At 72.6% G+C, this 19,386-nt stretch carries 16 protein-coding genes; 9 read left to right on the forward strand and 7 right to left on the reverse strand.

Translation table 11 applies throughout. The features are described from left to right. Positions 1 to 22 precede the first annotated feature (22 nt). The gene (locus tag LY05_RS04020; protein WP_148922182.1) at positions 23 to 1,453 is read right to left on the reverse strand and encodes an AMP-binding protein; all 1,431 of its coding nucleotides are present in this window, start codon (positions 1,451 to 1,453) and stop codon (positions 23 to 25) included. A gap of 382 nt (positions 1,454 to 1,835) precedes the next feature. On the opposite strand from LY05_RS04020, the gene LY05_RS04025 reads away from it, so the two are divergent. From LY05_RS04025 to LY05_RS04055, 7 genes are all read left to right on the forward strand, one after another. Then, positions 1,836 to 3,299 (forward strand): amidase family protein, encoded by a 1,464-nt coding sequence (locus LY05_RS04025; RefSeq protein ID WP_148922183.1) that lies wholly within the window; start codon positions 1,836 to 1,838, stop codon positions 3,297 to 3,299. 35 nt (positions 3,300 to 3,334) lie between these two features. After that, a complete protein-coding gene (locus LY05_RS04030) occupies positions 3,335 to 4,903 on the forward strand; it encodes an acetolactate synthase large subunit (RefSeq protein ID WP_148922184.1) in 1,569 nt (522 codons plus the stop codon). Between the two features lie 88 nt (positions 4,904 to 4,991). After that, positions 4,992 to 5,987, forward strand: a complete 996-nt coding sequence (locus LY05_RS04035; RefSeq protein WP_083581210.1) for a BMP family protein — start codon at positions 4,992 to 4,994, stop codon at positions 5,985 to 5,987. A 90-nt stretch (positions 5,988 to 6,077) separates the two neighbouring features. Beyond that, the gene (locus tag LY05_RS04040) at positions 6,078 to 7,619 is read left to right on the forward strand and encodes an ABC transporter ATP-binding protein (protein WP_148922185.1); all 1,542 of its coding nucleotides are present in this window, start codon (positions 6,078 to 6,080) and stop codon (positions 7,617 to 7,619) included. Continuing rightward, the gene (locus tag LY05_RS04045; protein WP_428842388.1) at positions 7,619 to 8,692 is read left to right on the forward strand and encodes an ABC transporter permease; all 1,074 of its coding nucleotides are present in this window, start codon (positions 7,619 to 7,621) and stop codon (positions 8,690 to 8,692) included. Before LY05_RS04040 ends, LY05_RS04045 begins: the two co-directional genes overlap by 1 nt. Continuing rightward, the gene (locus tag LY05_RS04050; RefSeq protein WP_148922187.1) at positions 8,692 to 9,633 is read left to right on the forward strand and encodes an ABC transporter permease; all 942 of its coding nucleotides are present in this window, start codon (positions 8,692 to 8,694) and stop codon (positions 9,631 to 9,633) included. The genes LY05_RS04045 and LY05_RS04050 overlap by 1 nt, the downstream gene beginning before the upstream one ends. 17 nt (positions 9,634 to 9,650) lie before the next feature. Continuing rightward, on the forward strand, positions 9,651 to 10,937 hold the full coding sequence (locus LY05_RS04055) for an amidohydrolase family protein (protein WP_072746809.1): 1,287 nt from the start codon (positions 9,651 to 9,653) through the stop codon (positions 10,935 to 10,937). Between the two features lie 12 nt (positions 10,938 to 10,949). On the opposite strand, the gene LY05_RS04060 is transcribed toward LY05_RS04055, so the two are convergent. The 6 genes from LY05_RS04060 to mutM all read right to left on the reverse strand — a co-directional run bounded on the left by LY05_RS04060 (position 10,950) and on the right by mutM (position 16,937). Then, positions 10,950 to 12,281, reverse strand: a complete 1,332-nt coding sequence (locus tag LY05_RS04060; RefSeq protein ID WP_148922188.1) for an aspartate aminotransferase family protein — start codon at positions 12,279 to 12,281, stop codon at positions 10,950 to 10,952. Between the two features lie 110 nt (positions 12,282 to 12,391). Beyond that, entirely contained in the window at positions 12,392 to 13,852 is a 1,461-nt protein-coding gene (dnaA, locus tag LY05_RS04065) for a chromosomal replication initiator protein DnaA (RefSeq protein ID WP_256598368.1), read from the reverse strand. A gap of 107 nt (positions 13,853 to 13,959) precedes the next feature. After that, the gene (locus LY05_RS04070) at positions 13,960 to 14,409 is read right to left on the reverse strand and encodes a rhodanese-like domain-containing protein (RefSeq protein ID WP_072746806.1); all 450 of its coding nucleotides are present in this window, start codon (positions 14,407 to 14,409) and stop codon (positions 13,960 to 13,962) included. Positions 14,410 to 14,818: 409 nt separating this feature from the next. After that, positions 14,819 to 15,106, reverse strand: coding sequence for a 30S ribosomal protein S20 (rpsT, locus tag LY05_RS04075; protein WP_072746805.1), 288 nt, complete (start codon positions 15,104 to 15,106; stop codon positions 14,819 to 14,821). A gap of 99 nt (positions 15,107 to 15,205) precedes the next feature. Further along, positions 15,206 to 15,982: an enoyl-CoA hydratase gene (locus LY05_RS04080; RefSeq protein ID WP_072746804.1), complete on the reverse strand. Its 777-nt coding sequence runs from the start codon at positions 15,980 to 15,982 to the stop codon at positions 15,206 to 15,208. Between the two features lie 103 nt (positions 15,983 to 16,085). Further along, the gene (mutM, locus tag LY05_RS04085) at positions 16,086 to 16,937 is read right to left on the reverse strand and encodes a bifunctional DNA-formamidopyrimidine glycosylase/DNA-(apurinic or apyrimidinic site) lyase (RefSeq protein ID WP_148922189.1); all 852 of its coding nucleotides are present in this window, start codon (positions 16,935 to 16,937) and stop codon (positions 16,086 to 16,088) included. A 37-nt stretch (positions 16,938 to 16,974) separates the two neighbouring features. On the opposite strand from mutM, the gene ubiE reads away from it, so the two are divergent. Together ubiE and ubiB are read left to right on the forward strand one after the other, a co-directional pair. Next, complete coding sequence (ubiE, locus tag LY05_RS04090) at positions 16,975 to 17,748, forward strand: bifunctional demethylmenaquinone methyltransferase/2-methoxy-6-polyprenyl-1,4-benzoquinol methylase UbiE (RefSeq protein WP_072746802.1); 774 nt, start codon at positions 16,975 to 16,977, stop codon at positions 17,746 to 17,748. Then, complete coding sequence (ubiB, locus tag LY05_RS04095) at positions 17,748 to 19,274, forward strand: 2-polyprenylphenol 6-hydroxylase (RefSeq protein ID WP_148922190.1); 1,527 nt, start codon at positions 17,748 to 17,750, stop codon at positions 19,272 to 19,274. The genes ubiE and ubiB overlap by 1 nt, the downstream gene beginning before the upstream one ends. Positions 19,275 to 19,386: the final 112 nt, after the last annotated feature.

The following is a 19,386-nucleotide window of genomic DNA, read 5'->3' on the forward strand; positions in this document are numbered from 1 at the left end:
GGGCGATGGAGGCGCGCGGGGCTCATGCGCGTCCGGCGGCCGGCCTTGCGCGGCGTCGGGGCGGGCGGGCGGGCGGCCTGCTCTCGGCGCCCAGAAGCTGCGCGATCCGCTCAAGGTCGGTCTTGCCCGCCGGCAGCATGGGCCAGCTGGTCAGCACCGCGACGCGGCGGGGGCTGAGCTCGGGTCCCAGAGCCGCGCGGCATAGCGCCTCGAGCCGGGCGGCGCGCGCGGCATCGTCCGCCTGCGGCGCGTGCACCGCCACCGCAAGGCGCGCGCCGCGCAGCGGGTCGGGCAGCGCAAGGGCGGCGGCCGCGGTCACGCCCGGCAGGGCGGCGAGGGCGGCTTCGACCTCTTCCAGATGCACGTTGCGCCCCGCGATCACGGTCATGCGCGCGGCCCGCCCCAGCAGGATGAGCCGCCCCGCCCCGTCGATCCGCCCGATTTCGGGCAGGCGCACGAAGCCGTCGGGCGTGCGCTCGGGGGCGGGGGCGCCCAAGGCCGGGCCTTCGCAAAGATAGGGGCTGCGGACCTCGACGCGGCCCGGCCGGCCCGGCGCGGCAAGCGCGCCGTCCTCGGCGCGCAGGCGCAGCTCGACGCCGGCGAAGGGGCGCCCGGCCGCTTCGGGCGGGTCGTCGGGGCCGGCGATGGCGACGAAGCTGGTCTCGACGGCGCCGTAGAAGCTCATCAGCCGCGCGTTCGGAAAGGCGCGCGCGGTCTCGGCCCGTGCGGCCGCGTCAAGCGCCGCGCCGCCGCTCAGCGCCAGGCGCGGGCGCGCGGCGGGCGGGCCGGCGGCGGCCATCAGGCGCAGCTGCGTCGGGGTCGCCCACAGGATGTCGGCCTCCTGGGCGGCGCGCATCTGGGCGCGCGGCGCCAGGCCGGTCAGGAACAGCGCCGTCGCGCCGAGGTGCAGCGCCTCGGCTGCGGCGTACAGGGGCAGCGAATGGGCGGGCGTTCCCACGATGGCCACGGTCTCGCCCGCCTGCGGGGCGCCGTCCGGCGCCTGGGCGCCGAAGCTGGCGATCCACGAGGCCTGGCTGCGCAGCACCGCCTTGGGCGCGCCGGTGACGCCGGACGAGAAGCAGATCAGCCGCCCGGGCGCGGGGTTGGCCTTCGGGCCGCGATCGGCGCCGGCCGCGCGCGACAGCGCATCGGCGAAGGGTTCGAGGCATGCGGCATCCCCGCCCCGGGCCAGGCGCTCGATCTGGCGCGCCTCGGCCACGCAGGCGTCGCGCCCGGCGGCCAGGGCGGCGAACAGCGCCAGCATCGCTTCGGCGGGGTCCTCGGCGGGTATCGCCAGGGCGGGTCCGGCGGGCGCCAGCCGCACGGCCAGCTCGCGGATGCGCGCCTGCGCCTCCTCGGGGTCGATGCGCCGCGCGCCGAAAGCCGCGACGCCGCGCCATTCAAGGCGCGGAGCCGGCGGGTGCGTGGCGGAGGCGGCGCGCGGCGTGTTCATGTTTCATCGCCTAGCGGGCCGCGCCGCCATTGTCGAGGCGGCCGCGCCGCGACAGGCGGCCTGGCGTCGCCGCAATCCGAAATGCGAATCCGAAATGCGAAGCCACGCGCGCCCTCGCCGCGCCGCCCGGCCGGGTCGCGATGGGCCGCCGGGCGAATCGCCGCGGCAAGTCCGTCGCAGGGCCTCGCGGCGCGGCGGCGCGTGCGCGTGCCGGCGGCCTGTCGCGGGGCGCTCCGCCTTGCGCCGCCGGCCGGGGCTTGGGGCCGCGCCGGGCGGGGCGGGCCCTCGTGGCTCCGGATCTTCCGAAACTCCGTTCCGCAGGCTGGACAAGCCGCCGCGCCTGTGCTGCGCTGGCGCAAGGCGCTTGCTGCAGGAGGAAGCCATGCCCGACGACGCATCCCCCCTTTGGGCGCTGCCGGCCTTTCGCATCGCGGCGCTGGTGCGCTCGGGGCAGATTTCGGCGCGCGAGGCGGCGCAGGCCGCGCTGGCGCGCATCGAGGCCGCGAACCCGGCCATCAACGCGGTGGTTCGCCTGACGGCCGAGGACGCCTTGCGCGACGCCCGCGCGGTGGACGAGGCCGTGGCCCGCGGCGAGGACCCCGGCCCGCTGGCGGGCGTTCCCGTCACCGTCAAGGAGAACGTCGATCAGAAGGGGCATCCCACCACCAACGGGCTGCGCATCCAGGCCGGACTGATCGCGGCCGAGGACAACCCGGTCGTCGCCAGCCTGCGCGCGGCGGGGGCGCTGATCGTGGGGCGGACGAACACGCCCGCCTTCTCGTTGCGCTGGTTCACGCGCAACAGCCTGCACGGCGCCACGCGCAATCCCCGCAACCCGGCGCTGACGCCGGGGGGCTCGTCGGGCGGGGCGGGCGCGGCGCTGGCCGCGGGCATCGGCGCGGTGGCGCATGGAACCGACATCGGCGGCTCGATCCGCTATCCCGCCTATGCGTGCGGCGTGCATGGCCTTCGCCCCTCGCTGGGGCGGGTGGCGGCGGCCAATCTCAGCGCCGGGGATCGGCACATCGGCGCGCAGCTGATGGCGGTTTCGGGGCCCTTGGCGCGCAGCGTGCAGGATCTGGGCCTGGCGCTGGCGGCCATGGCGCGGCCCGATCCGCGCGATCCGTGGCACGCGCCGGTTCCGTTGACGGGTCCCGACCTGCCGCGCCGCGCGGCGCTGTGCCCGGCGCCCGAGGGGCTTGCGCCCGATCCCGCGGTCGAGGCCGCCTTGCGCGGCGCGGCCGAGAAGCTGGCCGACGCCGGCTGGGAGGTCGAAGAGACCGACGCGCCCCCGATGCGCGAGGCCGCCGAGCTGCAGCTGATCCTGTGGCTGTCGGAGATGCGGCGCATGGGGCCCGAGGCGCTCGAGCGCGAGGGGGACCCGGACGCGCTGTTCGTCGTCTCGCAGCTCGAGCGCATGTGCCCGCGCAGCGGCTTCGAGGCGCTGATGGACGCGCTGCAGCGGCGCGTGACCCTGGCGCGGGCGTGGAACCTGTTTCTCGAGCGGTTTCCCGTGCTGTTGTGCCCCGTCTCGGCCGAGCCGCCCTTTCCCGATCATCTGGACGTGTCGGGCCCCGAGGGCTTCGCCCGCGTCTGGCGCGCGCAGCTGACCCAGCTGGCGACGCCGCTGGTGGGGCTGCCCGGCCTGGTCGTGACCACGGGCGCGGCGCAAACGCCGCTCGGCCCGGCGCCGATCGGCGTGCAGCTGATCGGCCCGCGCTTTCGCGAGGATGTGCTTCTGGCCGCCGGCGCCGAGATCGAGCAGCGCTCGCCGCCCGTCCTGCCCGTCGATCCCGCGCCCGCCGATCCCGCGCCCGCCGATCCCGCATCGGGCGGGGCGCGCTGACCTCGCCGCGGAACGCGCAAAGTCAAGGAAAGCCAATGACCGAACAGCCGATGAACGGCGCCGAAAGCCTGGTCCGCGCCCTGCATGGCGCGGGCGTCGAGATGTGCTTCGCCAATCCCGGCACTTCCGAGATGCAGTTCGTCGACGCGCTGGGCCGCACGGGCCTGATCCGCTGCGTGCTGGGCCTGGCCGAAACCGTGGTCGCGGGGGCGGCGGACGGCTATGCGCGCATGACGCGCAAGCCGGCGGTCACGCTGCTGCACCTGGCGCCGGGTTTCGCCAATGCGGCGGCGAACATCCACAACGCCCGCAAGGCGCGCACGCCCATGGTCAACCTCGTGGGCGATCACGCCTCGCGCCACCTGGCCTACGACGCGCCGCTGACGGCGGATCTGGACGCGGCCGTGGCGCCGTTCTCGGACTGGGTGCGGCGCGCGCGCTCGGCCGCCGAGATCGCCCATGACGGCGTCGCCGCCGTGGCCGCCGCCGCGGGCCGGCCGGGGCGCATCGCCACGCTGATCGCCCCGGGCGAGGCGGGATGGGACCCCGTGCCCGCCGATTACCGCCCGCCCGCGCCCGTCGCCCCGGCCGGCCCGCGCGCGGTCGAGGACGCGGCCGTCGCCCGCGCCGCGCAGATGCTGGACGCGCGCGCCCCGGCGGCGATCATCGCCGGCGGCGCGGTGCTCGAGGACCACGAGGCGATGGCCGTGCTGCGCGCGGCGGCCGACAAGGCGGGGGCGCTGTTCCTTGCGCCCGGCGCCAACCGCCGCATCGAGCACGGCGCCGGCCGCTGCGCGCCGCGCCGCATCCCCTATCCGGTCGATCAGGCGCTGGCGCTGCTGCGCGACGTGCGCCGCGCGGTGCTGATCGAGGCGGCGCCGCCCGTGGCCTTCTTCGCCTATCCGGGCAAGCCCTCGCTGATCCTGCCGCCCGAATGCGAGGTCCTGACCCTGGCCGATTTCGACCAGGACGGCCCCGCCGCGGCGCGGATGCTGGCCGAGCGCATGGGCGTGCGCCCCGCCGCGCCGCCGCGCCGCCGGACGCCGGACGCGCCGGCCGGCGGGGTCATCTCGCCCGACACCCTGCCCGCCGCCATCGCCGCCGCCCTGCCCGAGAACGCCGTCGTCGTGGATGAAAGCATCACCTCGGGCCGCAAGATCTTCGAGGGCTGCGCCCATGCGGCGCCGTGCTCGTGGCTGGCGATCACCGGCGGCGCCATCGGCATCGGTCCGCCCCTGGCGACGGGGGCGGCGCTGGGCGCGCCCGACCGGCCGGTGGTGGCGCTGCAGGCCGACGGCTCGGCGATGTATTCCATCCAGGCCCTGTGGACCCAGGCGCGCGAGGGGCTGAACGTGACCACCGTCATCTTCGCCAACCGCGCCTACCGCATCCTGAAGGGCGAGCTGATGAACGTCGGCGCCAATCCGGGCCCTCAGGCGCTGAACATGCTCGAGCTGGACCGTCCCGAGCTGGACTTCGTCGAGATCGCCCGCGGCATGGGCGTGCCCGGCCGCCGCGTCGAGGATTGCGCCGCCCTGACCCGCGCCATCGCCGACGCGACGCGCGAGCCGGGGCCCTTCGTCATCGAGGCGTTCATGCCTTAGCGGCGCCGTTGACCATGCGGTAAAACATCGCGCAGTATCCCTGTTGCGCCGGCGCTCGGGCATGGCGCCGCCAGCAAGGAGGACCTTCATGCGATTTTCTCTCACGCGAATGACCCGGCGGGGGCTGATGGCGCTGGCCGCCGCCGGCGCGGCGGCCGCGGCCGCGCCCGGCTGGGCGGCCGAGAAGCTGTCCGTCGCGGCCATCTACACCGTTCCGGTCGAGCAGCAGTGGGTCAGCCGCATCCACAAGGCGCTGGTCGCGGCGCAGGAGCGCGGCGACATCGACTACGTCTATTCCGAGAACGTCGCCAACACCGATTACGAGCGCGTCATGCGCGAATACGCCGAGGCCGGCAAGCAGCTGATCGTGGGCGAGGTGTTCGCGGTCGAGCGCGCGGCGCGCAAGGTGGCGGCGGACTATCCCGACACGGCCTTCCTGATGGGCTCGAGCTTCGGCCCCGCCCAGCCCAACTTCTCGGTCTTCGACAACTGGATTCACGAGCCCAGCTACCTGACCGGCATGGTCGCGGGCAAGGCGACCAGGTCGAACCTGATCGGCCTTGTGGGCGGCTACGCGATTCCCGAGGTCAACCGCCTGATGAACGCCTTCATGGACGGCGCCCGCGCGGTGAACCCGGACGTGCGCTTCATGGTCAGCTTCATCAACTCCTGGTATGACCCGCCCAAGGCCAAGGAGGCCGCCTTCGCCATGATCGACGCCGGCGCCGACGTGCTTTACGCCGAGCGTTTCGGCGTCGCCGACGCCGCGGTCGAGCGCGGCGTGAAGGCCATCGGCAACGTGATCGACACCTCGGCCGACTATCCGGGCACGATCCTGGCCTCGGCCCTGTGGCACATGGAGCCGACCATCGACCGCGCCATCGAGGCGGTGCGCGAAGGCAAGTTCGAGGCCGCCGATTACGGCGTCTACAGCTACATGCAGTATGGCGGCGGCTCGGTGGTCATGGACCCCGCGCTGGTTCCCGAGGACGTGCGCGCCATGGTCAAGGCCAAGGAGGAAGAGATCCTCTCTGGCATGTTCCGCGTCAAGGTCAACGACGAGGCCCCGCGTTCGGACAACTGAACCGGCCCGCGCCCGCCTCGCGCGGGCGCGGCGCTCGCGGCGCGCCCGGGTCCGGGCGCGCCCGTCTTCGCTCGTGAAACGGATCTCACCATGCCGCCAACCGATGCGCCGCATGTGCTGCGGCTGCGCGGGCTGACCAAGCGCTTCGGCCCCGTCCTGGCCAATGATTCGATCGATCTCGACCTGCGCAGGGGCGAGATCCTGGCCCTTCTGGGCGAGAACGGCGCCGGCAAGACGACGCTGATGAACATGCTGTTCGGCCACTACCTGCCCGATTCGGGCGCGATCGAGGTGGCCGACGGGGCCGACGGCGCGCTGCGTGCGCTGCCGTTGGGGCGCCCGCAGGCGGCGTTGCGGGCCGGGGTGGGCATGGTGCACCAGCACTTCACGCTGGCGCTGAACCTGTCGGCGCTCGACAACATCCTTCTGGGGGCCGAGCCGCTGTTCGCGCTGCGCCGGCGCACCGGCGCGGCGCGGCGCAAGATCGACGCGATCATGGCCCGCACCGGGCTGAACGTGGATCTTGACGCGCCCGTGGGCCGGCTGACGGTGGGCGAGCGCCAGAGGGTCGAGATCCTCAAGGCCCTCTATCGCGACGCCCGCATCCTGGTGCTGGACGAGCCGACGGCGGTTCTGACCCCGCAAGAGGCCGACGGCCTGTTCCAGACGCTCGGCGCCATGGCGCGCGAGGGGCTGTCGGTCATCTTCATCAGCCACAAGCTGCGCGAGGTGCTGGCCTTTTCCCACCGCATCGCGGTGCTGCGCCACGGCCGCAAGGTCGGCGAGATGCGCACCGACGAGGCCGACCTGCCCGCCATCGCGCGCATGATGGTGGGGCAGGACGTGGAATCGCCGCCCCGCCCGCCCATGACCCCCGGCGAGCCGGTGCTCGAGCTGCGCGAGGTGACGCTGGCGGGCGCGGGCGGGCGCGCGGGGCTGCGCGGCGCCTCGCTGCGCGTGCATGCGCGCGAGATCGTCGGCGTGGCCGGCGTCTCGGGCAACGGGCAGGCGGCGCTGGCGGCGCTGGTTTCGGGACTGGCCGCGCCCGAGAAGGGCGAGCTGCTCTTGCGCGGCGCCGCGCCCGCGCGCTTCGATCCCGCCGCGATGATCGCAGCGGGCGTCGGCCGCATCCCCGAGGACCGTCACCATGACGGCGTCGTCGGCTCGATGACGCTGGCCGAGAACCTGATCATCGAGCGGCTCGACGATCCGGCCGTCTCGCGCGCCGGCTTCCTGCGCCGCGGCCGCATCCGCGCCGAGGCCGAACGCGCCTGCGCGGCCTATGACGTGCGCGGCCAGGGGCCGGACGGCGCCGCGCGTCTGCTTTCGGGGGGGAACATGCAGAAGCTGATCCTGGCGCGGGTGTTCGAGCGCGCGCCCGACCTGATCCTGGCCAACCAGCCGACGCGCGGCCTTGATCTGGGCGCGGCGAACGAGGTCGCGCGCCGCCTGCTCGAGGCGCGCGCGCGCGGCGCCGGCGTGCTGCTGATCTCGGAGGACCTGGACGAGATCCTGGCCCTGTCCGACCGCGTCGTGGTCATGCATGAGGGCCGGCTGACCGAGGCGCCCGCGCGCGACCGCGCGCAGATCGGGCTGATGATGGCCGGCCGCGGCGCCGAGGAGGCCGCATGATCCGCGTCGAGCCAAGAACGCCGAGCCGCGCGCTTGCCGCGGCCGTTCCCGTCCTTTCGGCCGCGGCCGCGCTGGCGCTGGCGGCGATACCGCTGGCGCTGGCCGGGGCCGATCTGGCCGAGGCCTATGCGCTGATGGCCAAGGGGGTTTTCGGCTCGCGCTTTGCGCTGTCCGAGACGCTGACGCGCGCGACGCCGCTGATCCTGACCGGGCTGGCGGCGGCGCTGGCCTTTCGCGCGCGGCTCTGGAACATCGGCGGCGAGGGGCAGCTTTACCTTGGGGCGCTGGCCGCGGCGGCGGTCGGCTCGGGCGCGGTGTCGGGGCCGTCCTGGCTGCTGATCCCGCTGGTTCTGGCGGCGGGCGCGGCGGCGGGGGCGGCCGGGATGGCCGGGCCGGCCTGGCTCAAGATCCGCTTCGGCGCGGACGAGGTGGTGACGACGCTCCTGATGAACTTCGTGGTCATCCTGTTCGTGCAGATGATGCTCGAAGGCCCGATGCAGGACCCGATGGGCATGGGCTGGCCGCAATCGGCGCCGGTGCTGGACGAGGCGACGCTGCCGCGCCTGGCCGAGCGCACGCGCCTGCATGCGGGGCTGCCGATCGCGCTGGCGCTGGTCGTGGCGGCGCATGTGGCGCTGTCGCGCACGGTCTGGGGGCTCAAGATCCGCGCCGTGGGCGAGAACGCCGCCGCCGCGCGCCATGCCGGCATACCCGTGGGCCGCACGCTGATGAGCGCGGCGCTGGTTTCGGGCGCGCTGGCGGGACTGGCCGGGGCGGGCGAGGTCGCGGGGCTCAAGGGCTATCTGACCGCCGATCTGTCGCCCGGCTACGGCTATGCGGGCATCGTGGCGGCGATGCTGGCGGGGCTGTCGCCGCTGGGGGTGGCGGCCTCGGCGGCATATATCGCGGCGGTGTTCGTGGGCGCCGACTCGATGAGCCGCGCGCTGGGCGTGTCGAACTACCTGGCCGATCTGGTGGTGGCGCTGTCGCTGCTGTCGGTGCTGGTGGGCGGCTTCTTCGCGCGCAACCGCCTGGTGGCGGTGCGCGCGGGCAAGGCCGGGGAGGGCGCGTGATGGAGCTGCTCGACATCCTGACCAACGCCAATTTCTGGGCCGCGGCGGTGCGCATCGCCACGCCGTTGATCTTCGGCGTCCTGGGCGCGCTGATCTGCGAGCGGGCGGGGGTGCTCAATCTGGGCATCGAGGGCATCTTCACCGCCGGCGCCATGGCCGGCTGGATGGCGGTGTGGCTGGGCGCAAGCCTGTGGGGCGGCGTGCTGGCCGCGGCGCTGACCGGGGCGGCCTTCGGGCTGATCCACGCCACGCTGACGGTGCCGATGGGGCTGTCGCAGCACGTCTCGGGGCTGGGCGTGACCATGCTGGCGACGTCGGCGGCCTATTTCGCCTATCGCACGGCGTTGCCCGACGTATCCTCGCCGCCGCGCATCACGCCGTTCCAGCCGATGGACGTGCCGCTTCTGTCGGACATTCCGCTTCTGGGGCCGGCGCTGTTCCAGCAGACCGCGCTGACGTGGCTGGCCTTCGCCATGACGGCGCTGGTGTGGTGGGCGCTGGCGCGCACGCCGCTGGGCGTGGCGCTGCGCGCGGCGGGCGACAACCCCGACGCGGTCGATGCGCAGGGCCTTTCGGTCTATGGGCTGCGCATGGGGGCGGTCACGGCGGGTTCGGCGCTGATGGGCGTGGGCGGCGCCTTCCTGACCATGTCGGCCTTCGACGCCTTCTTCTTCGGCATGGTCAACGGGCGCGGCTGGATCTGCATCGCGCTGGTGATCTTCGCCTCGTGGCGGCCGGGCAAGGCGCTGTTGGGCGCGCTGCTGTTCGGCGCGTTCGACGCCTTTCAGGTGCGCCTGCAGACGGCCTATGGCGGCCAGGTTCCGGGGCAGCTTTTCCTGATGGCGCCCTATCTTCTGTCCATTCTGGCGCTGGTGCTGGCGGCGCGGCGGGCCGAATACCCGCGCGCGCTGCTGGTTCCGTGGTTCAAGGGCCAGCGCTGACCATGCCGGAGGGTTCGATGCTTGACCTCATCGTGCGCAACGCCGCGCTGCCCGACGGGCGCGCGGGGGTGGACATCGCCTGCGCGGGCGGGCGCATCGCGCAGATCGCGCCGCGCATCGACGCCCGCGCGCGCGAAGAGATCGACGCCGCCGGGCGGCTGGTCTCGCCGCCCTTCGTGGACGCGCATTTCCACATGGACGCGACCCTGTCGCTGGGTCGGCCGCGTCTGAACGCGTCGGGCACGCTGCTCGAGGGCATCGCGCTGTGGGGCGAGCTCAAGCCCCTTCAGACGCCCGAGGAGATCGTCGAGCGCGCGCTGCGCTACTGCGACCTGGCCGTGTCGCAGGGGCTGCTGGCGATCCGCAGCCATGTGGATGTGTGCGACGACCGGCTGGCCGGGGTCGAGGCGCTGCTCGAGGTCAAGCGCCGCGTGGCGCCATGGATCGACCTGCAGCTGGTCGCCTTCCCGCAGGACGGGCTGTTCCGCGACCCCACGGCCGAGGCCAACCTGCTGCGCGCGCTGGACATGGGCGTCGAGGTCGTCGGCGGCATTCCCCATTTCGAGCGCACCATGGAGGAGGGCGCGCGCTCGGTCCGGCGCCTGTGCGAGATCGCGGCCGAGCGCGGCCTGCGCGTGGACATGCATTGCGACGAGACGGACGATCCGCTTTCGCGCCATGTCGAGACGCTGGCCTTCGAGACGACGCGCCTTGGCCTGCAGGGGCGGGTGGCGGGCTCGCACCTGACCTCGATGCATTCGATGGACAACTACTACGTCTCGAAGCTGATCCCGCTGATGGCCGAAGCCGGGCTGGCCGCGATTCCCAATCCGCTCATCAACATCATGCTGCAGGGCCGGCACGACGCCTTCCCGCGCCGCCGCGGCCTGACCCGCGTGCGCGAGCTGCGCGACGCGGGGCTGGACGTGGCCTTCGGCGCCGATTGCGTGATGGATCCGTGGTATTCGCTGGGCCAGGCCGACATGCTCGAGGTCGCGTCGATGGGGCTGCATGTGGCGCAGCTTTCCTCGCGCGAGGACATGCGCTGGTGCTTCGAGGCGGTCACCACGATCCCCGCGCGCATTCTCGGGCTGGAGGATTACGGGCTCGAGCCGGGGCGGCGGGCGGACATGGTGCTGCTGCAGGCGGCCGACCCGATCGAGGCCATTCGCCTCAAGGCGACGCGGCTGGCGGTGATCCGCGGCGGCAAGGTGATCGCGCGCACGCCCGCGCGGGTGACCGCGCTGGCGCTGGACGGGCGCCCGCAAACGGTCGATCCGGCCGACTACGCGCCGCGCGCCTGAGCGCGGCGCGGCTCAGCCCGCCGCGCCCAGCGCCGCGTCCAGCGCCCGCCCCAGCTTGTCGACGATCTCGTCCACATGGCGCTCTTCCATCACGAAGGGCGGCGCCAGAAGGATGTGATCGCCGCGCCGCCCGTCGATCGTGCCGCCCATGGGGTAGCAGATTAGCCCGGCCTCGAAGGCGGCGGCCTTGATCGCCTTGTGAACCGCGCGCGCTGGGTCGAGGGGCTCCTTGCTCGCGCGGTCGGCGACCAGCTCGAGGCCCAGGAACAGCCCGCGCCCGCGGATGTCGCCCACATTGGGATGCTGGCCGAAGCGTTCGTGCAGCGCGTCCTTCAGCGCCGCGCCCAGCGCGTTGACGCGCGCCACGAGGCCCCGGTTCAAGATCGCCGAGACCACCGCCAGCCCCGCCGCGCAGGCCGTCGGATGCCCGACATAGGTGTGCCCGTGCTGGAAGAAGCCCGAGCCGTTTTCGATGCTGTCGTAGATCGACCTGGTGCAGAGCATGGCGCCGATGGGCTGGTAGCCCGCCCCCAGCCCCTTGGCGATGCACAGGATGTCGGGCGCGACGCCGTCCTTCTCGCAGGCGAAGAGGGCGCCGGTGCGGCCCATGCCGCACATCACCTCGTCCAGGATCAGCAGCACGCCGTGGCGGTCGCAGATCTCGCGGATGCGCTTGAAATAGCCCTCGACGGCGGGGACCGCGCCGGCGGTGGCGCCGACGACCGGCTCGGCGATGAAGGCCATGACCGATTCGGGCCCCAGGCGCTCGATCTCGGCCTCGAGCTCGTCGGCGGCGCGGCGGCCGTATTCCTCGGCGCTCTCGTCCTCGCGGCGCAGGCGGTATTCGTAGCAGGGCGAGATGTGCGTGGTCTCGATCATCAGCGGCGCGAAGGGGGCGCGGCGCCACTCGTTGCCGCCGGCGGCCAGCGCGCCCAGGGTGTTGCCGTGATAGCTCTGGCGCCGCGCGATCACGCGCCGCCGCTCGGGCTGGCCGATTTCCAGGAAATGCTGGCGCGCCAGCTTGATCGCCGCCTCGACCGCCTCGGAGCCGCCCGAGACGAAATAGACCCGGTCGAGCGCGCCGGGCGCATGGGCGATGAGCAGGTCGGCCAGCGCCTCGGCCGGCTCGGAGGTGAAGAAGCCCGTATGGGCGAAGGCGACCTTGTCGAGCTGCGCCTTGATCGCGGCCGTCACCTCGGGGTCGCCATGGCCAAGGCACGACACCGCCGCGCCGCCCGAGCCGTCGAAATATCGCTTGCCGTCGGCGTCGATCAGATAGCAGCCCTCGCCGCGCGCGACGAGCGGCAGGCGAGCCTTCGTGTGGCGGGGAAAGACGTGGGACATGGGGCGCTCCTGGCCGTTGCGCCGCGGCGGCCCGTTGCGTGCATGCGGGCGGCGGCTCGGGGCGCAAGGATTCCCCGCGGCCGGGGCGGGCGCAAGCGCTTTCGGCGCGCTCAGGCCTCGAGCATGCGGCGCAGCAGCTCGATATCCTCGGCGATGGCGCTGTCGGTGTCCTTGAGCTTCTCGATGGTCTTGACGGCGTGGATGACCGTGGTGTGGTCGCGCCCGCCGAAGCGGCGGCCGATCTCGGGCAGGGATTTCGAGGTCAGCGTCTTGGCCAGATACATGGCGATCTGGCGCGGGCGGGCGATGGCGCGCGCGCGCCGCGGCGACAGCAGGTCGGACATGCGCAGGTTGTAGTGCGCGGCGACCTTGCGCTGGATCTCCTCGACGGTGACCTTCTTGTCGTTGGCGCGCAGGATGTCGGCCAGACACTCTTGCGTCATGTCCAGGTCCACCGGCCGCCCGACGAGCGAGGCGAAGGCCAGAAGCCGCGTCAGCGCGCCCTCGAGCACGCGCACGTTGGACGAGATGCGATGGGCCAGGAATTCGAGCACCTTGGGGTGGATCTCGACGTCGGGATGCGCGGCGCGCATGCTTTCGAGCTTGGATTGCAGGATGCCCAGGCGCAGCTCGTAATCGGTGGGGTGCAGGTCGACGACCAGCCCCCATTGCAGGCGCGACTTGATGCGTTCCTCGAGCCCGTCGATCTCGCCGGGGGCGCGGTCGGCCGAGATGACGATCTGCTTGCCCTGATCGACCAGCGCGTTGAAGGTGTGGAAGAATTCCTCCTGCGTGCTGTCCTTGCCGGCGATGAACTGCACGTCGTCCACCATCAGCACGTCCACCGAGCGGAACAGCTGCTTGAAGCTGATCGTGTCCTTGAAGCGCAGCGCCTGCACGAAGCGATACATGAACTGCTCGGCCGACAGGTAAAGCACGCGGCGCTCGGACCCGTCCTCGGTCAGCTTCCAGGCGATGGCGTGCATCAGATGCGTCTTGCCCAGGCCGACGCCGCCATAGAGGAACAGCGGGTTGAAGGTGACCTCGGGCGCCTCGGCGACGCGGCGCGCGGCGGCGTGGGCCAGCTCGTTGGGCTTGCCGACCACGAAGCGGTCGAAGGTGAAGCGCGGGTCGAGCGGCGAGGAGGGCAGGTCCTCCTGCGCCGTCTCGTCGGGCTCGGCGCGGCGCTGGGCCTGAGGCCGGGGGGCGGGTTCGGCGCGCGTCTCGGCCATGCGCGGGGCCGCCTCGGGCTGGGCGCGCGGGGTTTCGGGCGCGGCCGGGCGGGCGGCGGGGCGGCGCGCGGGGCGGACGACGAATTTCAGCCGCGTGACGCCGTCGAACTCGGCGGCGATGTTGCGCACCAGCACGTCGCCATAATGGCGCTCGACCCAGTCGCCGATGAAGTTGGTCGGCGCGGTCAGCACCGCCGCGCCGTCGCGCGCGTCGATGAGGGTGAGCGGGTTGATCCAGCTTTCGAACGCCGCCGAGCCGATCTCGGAGCGCGTCATCTCGCGGATGCGGGTCCAGGCGGGGGTCAGATGCGCAGCGTCGCCGTCCAGCATGTCAGCCATGTTCTCTCTCACCTGTCGGCCGGGCGTCTGCCGCGCCCTGTCCCGCGAATCTCGAAAAGGCGCCCATGCCGCCCGGCGGGGCGGCGGCGGCGCGGGGTCGGGCGCCGTCAGCTCTGGCGCCAGGGAAGGCCGCGCGCCTTCCACCCGTTGAGCGTTCCGCGATGCCCTTCGGCGTCAAGATCGCCCTCGAAACCTTCGGCCACGTTGACGCAGCGCACCTTCATCCCCGCCTCGGCATAGGCCGCGGCGGCATGCCGCGCCGCTTCGAGCGAGCGCGCGCCCGACCGGCACAGGAAGAACAGCGTCGAGGGCGGCTGGTCGCCATGCGCGCGGCGCAGCTCGTCCATGAAGGCCGGATTGACCGACATGCCGGGGAAGAAGCGCCATTCGACGGGCCAGACCTGCTTGCCCAGGGCGCTGAGATCGGGCAGCCCGACGAAGGTCCACTCGGCGCGGGTGCGCACGTCGACGAGCGCGGCGCCCGCGTCGTTCTGCAGCGTCGCGAAGGCTTCGGTCGGGTCGGCTTCGCCCACGGCGATCTCGGCATGTTCGGTCATGAACGCGGCACGCTTTCGGTTGTGGTCGAGGATGGGAATCGCCGGCCGATCCTAGGCCCTGAGCGGCGTGACTCGCAAGCCGACTCGCGACCGGTCTTGGTTGATATTTCGTAAACCCGTTCCGTGAAACGGAAAAGCCGCAGTATTCGGCGGGATTCGGTCGGTGCGCGCAAAGTTTCCGCGCGAAATCTACTTCGCGCGGGGCGACTTGTTCTTGTCGTGTGCTTGCAGATTCGAGCGCATCATCGCGATAGCGTGCGCCGCAAGATCATACTTCGCGGGCGGGCGATTCATCAAGCGGGCGAAAATGCGAACATTCCCCGCCGGCGGGCGCGCGCAAAAGCGTCGCCGCCCCGGCGGTGCGGGGCGGCGGCGTCAAGCGGCCATGGCCGCGCTTCGGGCGCCGGGCTCAGGCCTGGGCGTCGGCGGCGCCGGCGGCCATCATCTTCACGCGGCGGGCCAGGCGCGAGATCTTGCGGGCGGCGGTGTTCTTGTGGAACACGCCCTTGGTCACGCCGCGCATGATCTCGGGCTGCGCGGCGCGCAGCGCCTCGAGAGCGGCGGACTGGTCGCCCCCGGCGATCGCCTCCTCGACCTTGCGGATGAAGGTGCGGATGCGGCTGCGGCGGGCCTTGTTCACTGCGGTGCGGCGCTCGGTCTGGCGAATGCGCTTGCGAGCGGATGGCGAGTTGGCCATGCGTGTGATCCGTTTCCTATCTGTCGATGGATGAGGGGCGTCTATACACGCGCGCCCCCCATGCGTCAATGCCCGCCCCCGGGGGCGGGCGGCTGGGGCTCAGCGGCCGCGGAACTGGGGCGCGCGCTTCTCGAGGAAGGCGGCCATGCCCTCGGCCTGGTCTTCGGTGGCGAAAAGGGCGTGGAACAGCCGCCGCTCGTGGCGCACCCCCTCGGCCAGGGTGGTTTCGTAGGCGCGGTTGACGGCCTCCTTGGCCGCGATGGCGGCCAGCAGGGGCTTTTCCGCGATCTTGGCGGCGACCGACAGCGCCTCGTCCAGCAGCTTGTCGGCGGGCACGACGCGGCTGACCAGCCCCGAGCGCTCGGCCTCGGCCGCGTCCATGAAGCGGCCGGTCAGGTTCATGTCCATGGCCTTCGACTTGCCCACGAAGCGCGTCAGGCGCTGCGTGCCGCCGATGCCGGGAATCACGCCCAGATTGATCTCGGGCTGGCCGAACCTGGCGTTGTCGCCGGCGATGATGAAGTCGCACATCATGGCCAGCTCGCACCCGCCGCCCAGCGCATAGCCCGCCACCGCGGCGACGATGGGCTTGCGGATGCGCAGGAAATCGTCGTGGAAGGCCGTGAACAGGTCTTCGCGGAACACTTCGACGTAGCTTTTCTCGGACATCTCCTTGATGTCCGCGCCGGCGGCGAAGGCCTTTTCCGAACCGGTCAGGACGATGCAGCGGATGGCGTCGTCCTCGTCGAACTTGCGCAGGGCGCAGATCAGCTCGCCGAGCAGCTTCTGGTTCAGGGCGTTCAGCGCCTCGGGGCGGTTGAGCTTCACCAGCCCGACATGGTCGCGCGTTTCCACGATCAGCGTTTCATATGCCATCGGAGGCTTCCCTTGCCGTCGTTTCGTTTCGCCGCCCCCGTCGGGCGGCGCTGCGGGGGGCGTGGTAGGGCGCCCGGCCCGCGCGTTCAAGCTTCGTGGCACGCTATCGCTGGCAGGCGGGGCAATGGAAGCTTGATCTTCCGCCCTGAACGGTGCGGCGAATCGTTCCCGCGCAACCGGGGCGCAGGCAGGGCAGGCCCTCGCGCCCGTAAACGGCGAAAGCGTGCTGGAAATATCCCAGCTCGCCATTGGCCTGCCGGTGATCGCGCAGCGAGGATCCCCCCGCCGCGATCGCCTCGCGCAGGGTGTCGCGAATCGCCTGCGTCAGCCGCTCGAGACGCGCCGCGCCGATTCGGCCCGCCGGGCGCGAGGGGGCGATTCCCGCGCGCCACAGCGCCTCGGACGCATAGATGTTGCCCAGCCCCGCCACCACGCGCTGATCCATCAGCGCCGTCTTGATCGGCGTGCGCCGCCCCGCGAGGCGCGCGCGCAGGGCGGCGGCGTCGAAGGAATCGTCCAGCGGCTCGGGGCCGAGGCCGGCCAGCGGCGGCAGCGATTCGGCCCGATCGGTGGGAAGCAGGTCCATCGCGCCGAAGCGCCGGGCGTCGTTGAAGGCGATGCGCGCGCCGTGCTCCATCTCGAACACGACATGGTCGTGGCGGCGCGGCGCGGCGCGCTGGTGATGGAAGGCGCCGGGGGCGGCGTCCTCGATCAGCATGCGCCCGCTCATGCCAAGGTGGATCAGCAGCGTCTGGCCCGAATCGAGGTCCAGCAGGAGGCATTTTCCCCGCCGCCGCAGGCGCAGCACGCGCGTTCCGCTCACGCGCAGCTCGAAATCGGGCGGAAAGGGGCGGCGCAGGTCCGGCCGCATCTGGCGCGCGCGCGCGATGCGCCGCCCCTCCATCGCCGGCGCAAGGCCGCGTCTTACTGTCTCGACCTCTGGCAGCTCTGGCATGTTTTGCTCCGGCGCGGCGCGGGGTATATCCACCCCCATGACCCATGATCCCGATAGCGGGCCCAGCCCCGACGCCACAACCCATTTCGGCTTTCGCGACGTGCCCGAGCGCGAAAAGGCCCGCCTCGTGCACGGGGTGTTCACCTCGGTCGCCAGCAAATACGACGTCATGAACGACGTCATGTCGGCCGGCGTCCACCGCCTGTGGAAGGATGCGATGATGGACTGGCTGGCGCCGCGTCCGGGCATGCGCCTTCTGGACGTGGCGGGCGGCACGGGCGACATCGCCTTCCGCTTCCTGCGCCGGGTGCGCGGGCGCGGGCATGCGGTGGTGTGCGACATGACCGAATCGATGCTGGTCGAGGGGCGCAAGCGCGCCGACGCCGCCGAGATGGGCGACAGCCTGGACTGGGTGTGCGGCGACGCCATGTCGCTGCCCTTTCCCGACCGCAGCTTCGACGCCTACACCATCGCCTTCGGCATCCGCAACGTGACGCGGATCGAGGCGGCGCTGGCCGAGGCGCGGCGCGTGCTGCGCCCGGGCGGGCGGTTCCTGTGCCTCGAGTTCAGCCGCATTCCCGTGGGCGGGCTGCAGAAGCTGTATGACCTGTATTCCTTCCACGTCATCCCGCGCATGGGGCAGGTGATCGCGGGCGATCGCGACAGCTACCAGTATCTGGTCGAATCCATCCGCCGCTTCCCGGATCAGGAGAGCTTCGCGCAGATGATCCGCGACGCGGGCTTCGGGCGCGTGGCCTACCGCAACCTGACCATGGGCGTTGCGGCGCTGCATTCGGGCTGGCGCATCTGATGGGCGTTCTGGCGAATCTGTGGCGGCTGGCGCGCACCGGCGCCACCTTCCAGCGCACCGGCGCGATGGACGAGGTGCTCGAGGCGCTCGAGGCGCCGCCGGCGCTGCGGGCGGCGGCGCGCATCCTGGGCTGGCCGCTGGCCCCGCTGGGGCTGGCGGGCGATCCGGCGCTGCCGCCGCTGCCGCGCGCGCTGACCGCGCTGGGACCGGCCTACGTCAAGTTCGGCCAGACCCTGTCCACCCGCCCCGACGTGGTCGGCGCGCGGCTCGCCGCCGAGCTGAGCGTGCTGCAGGACCGGCTCGCCCCCTTCCCCGAGGCCGAGGCCCGCGCCGAGATCGCGCGCGAGCTCGGCGCGCCCGCCGACGAGCTGTTCGCCGAGTTCGGTCCCGCCGTCGCCGCCGCCTCGATCGCGCAGGTCCACCCGGCGGTCGATCGCGCCACCGGGCGCAAGGTCGCCGTCAAGGTGCTGCGCCCGGGCGTCGAGCGCGCCTTTCGCAAGGATGTGGACGCCTTCTTCTTCATCGCCGAGGTCATTGAGCTGATGCTGCCCGCCTCGCGCCGGCTGCGGCCGCGCGCGGTGTGCCGGCACTTCGCGCAGGTGGTGGCGACCGAGCTCGACCTGCGGCTCGAGGCCTCGGCCGCCGCCGAGTTCCGCGCCAATTCGCGCGACGATCCCGGCTTCGCCGTGCCCGAGGTGGTGTGGAACCTGTCCGCGCGCCGGGTTCTGACCCTGGAATGGGTGGACGGCCTGCCCATGAGCGACGTGCCCGCCATCGCTGCGGCGGGCGTGGATCTGCGCGATCTGAGCCGCAGGGTGATCCAGACCTTCCTGCGCCACGCGCTGCGCGACGGCTTCTTCCACGGCGACATGCATCAGGGCAATCTGAAGGTGGCGCCCGACGGCACGCTGATCGCGCTGGATTTCGGCATCATGGGGCGGATCGACCCCTATACGCGGCGCGTCTATGCCGAGATCCTCTACGGCTTCCTCCAGCAGGACTACCGCCGCGTCGCCGAGGTGCATTTCGAGGCCGGCTACGTTCCCGAGGGGCAGGATCTCGAAACCTTCGCGCAGGCGCTGCGCTCGATCGGCGAGCCGATCTTCGGCCAGGACGCCAGCCGCATCTCGATGGCGCGGCTGCTGTCGCATCTGTTCGAGGTGACCGAGCGTTTCGGCATGCAGACCCGCACCGAGCTGATCCTGCTTCAGCGCACCATGGTGGTGGTCGAGGGCGTGGCGCGCACGCTCGATCCGCAGGTCAACATGTGGCGCACCGCCCAGCCCGTGGTCGAAGAGTTCATGCACGCCAATCTGGGCCCCGCGGCGGCGCTGCGCGACCTGCGGCGCACGGCGACGGTGCTGGCGCGCTTCGGCCCGCGCCTGCCCGACGTGGTCGAGCGCGCGCTGCGCCGCGCCGCCGTCGCCGGGCCCGAGCCCGACGACGCGCCGGCGCGGCTGGGCCCCGCGCTGGCGGGCGCGCTGGCGGGCGCCGCGGCGGCCGCGGCGGTGGCGCTGCTGCTCTGAGCGGCGGCGCCGGGCGTCGGTTGCCTTGGGCATTCATGCAAATTACAGTCGCGTTTCGGACAAGGCCGGATTTCCCGCCGCGCCGTTCCAGGCCCTTTTCCGGGGAGATGAG

This window comes from Oceanicella actignis, assembly GCF_008124525.1.
In the GTDB taxonomy this organism is placed as follows: Bacteria; Pseudomonadota; Alphaproteobacteria; order Rhodobacterales; family Rhodobacteraceae; genus Oceanicella; species Oceanicella actignis.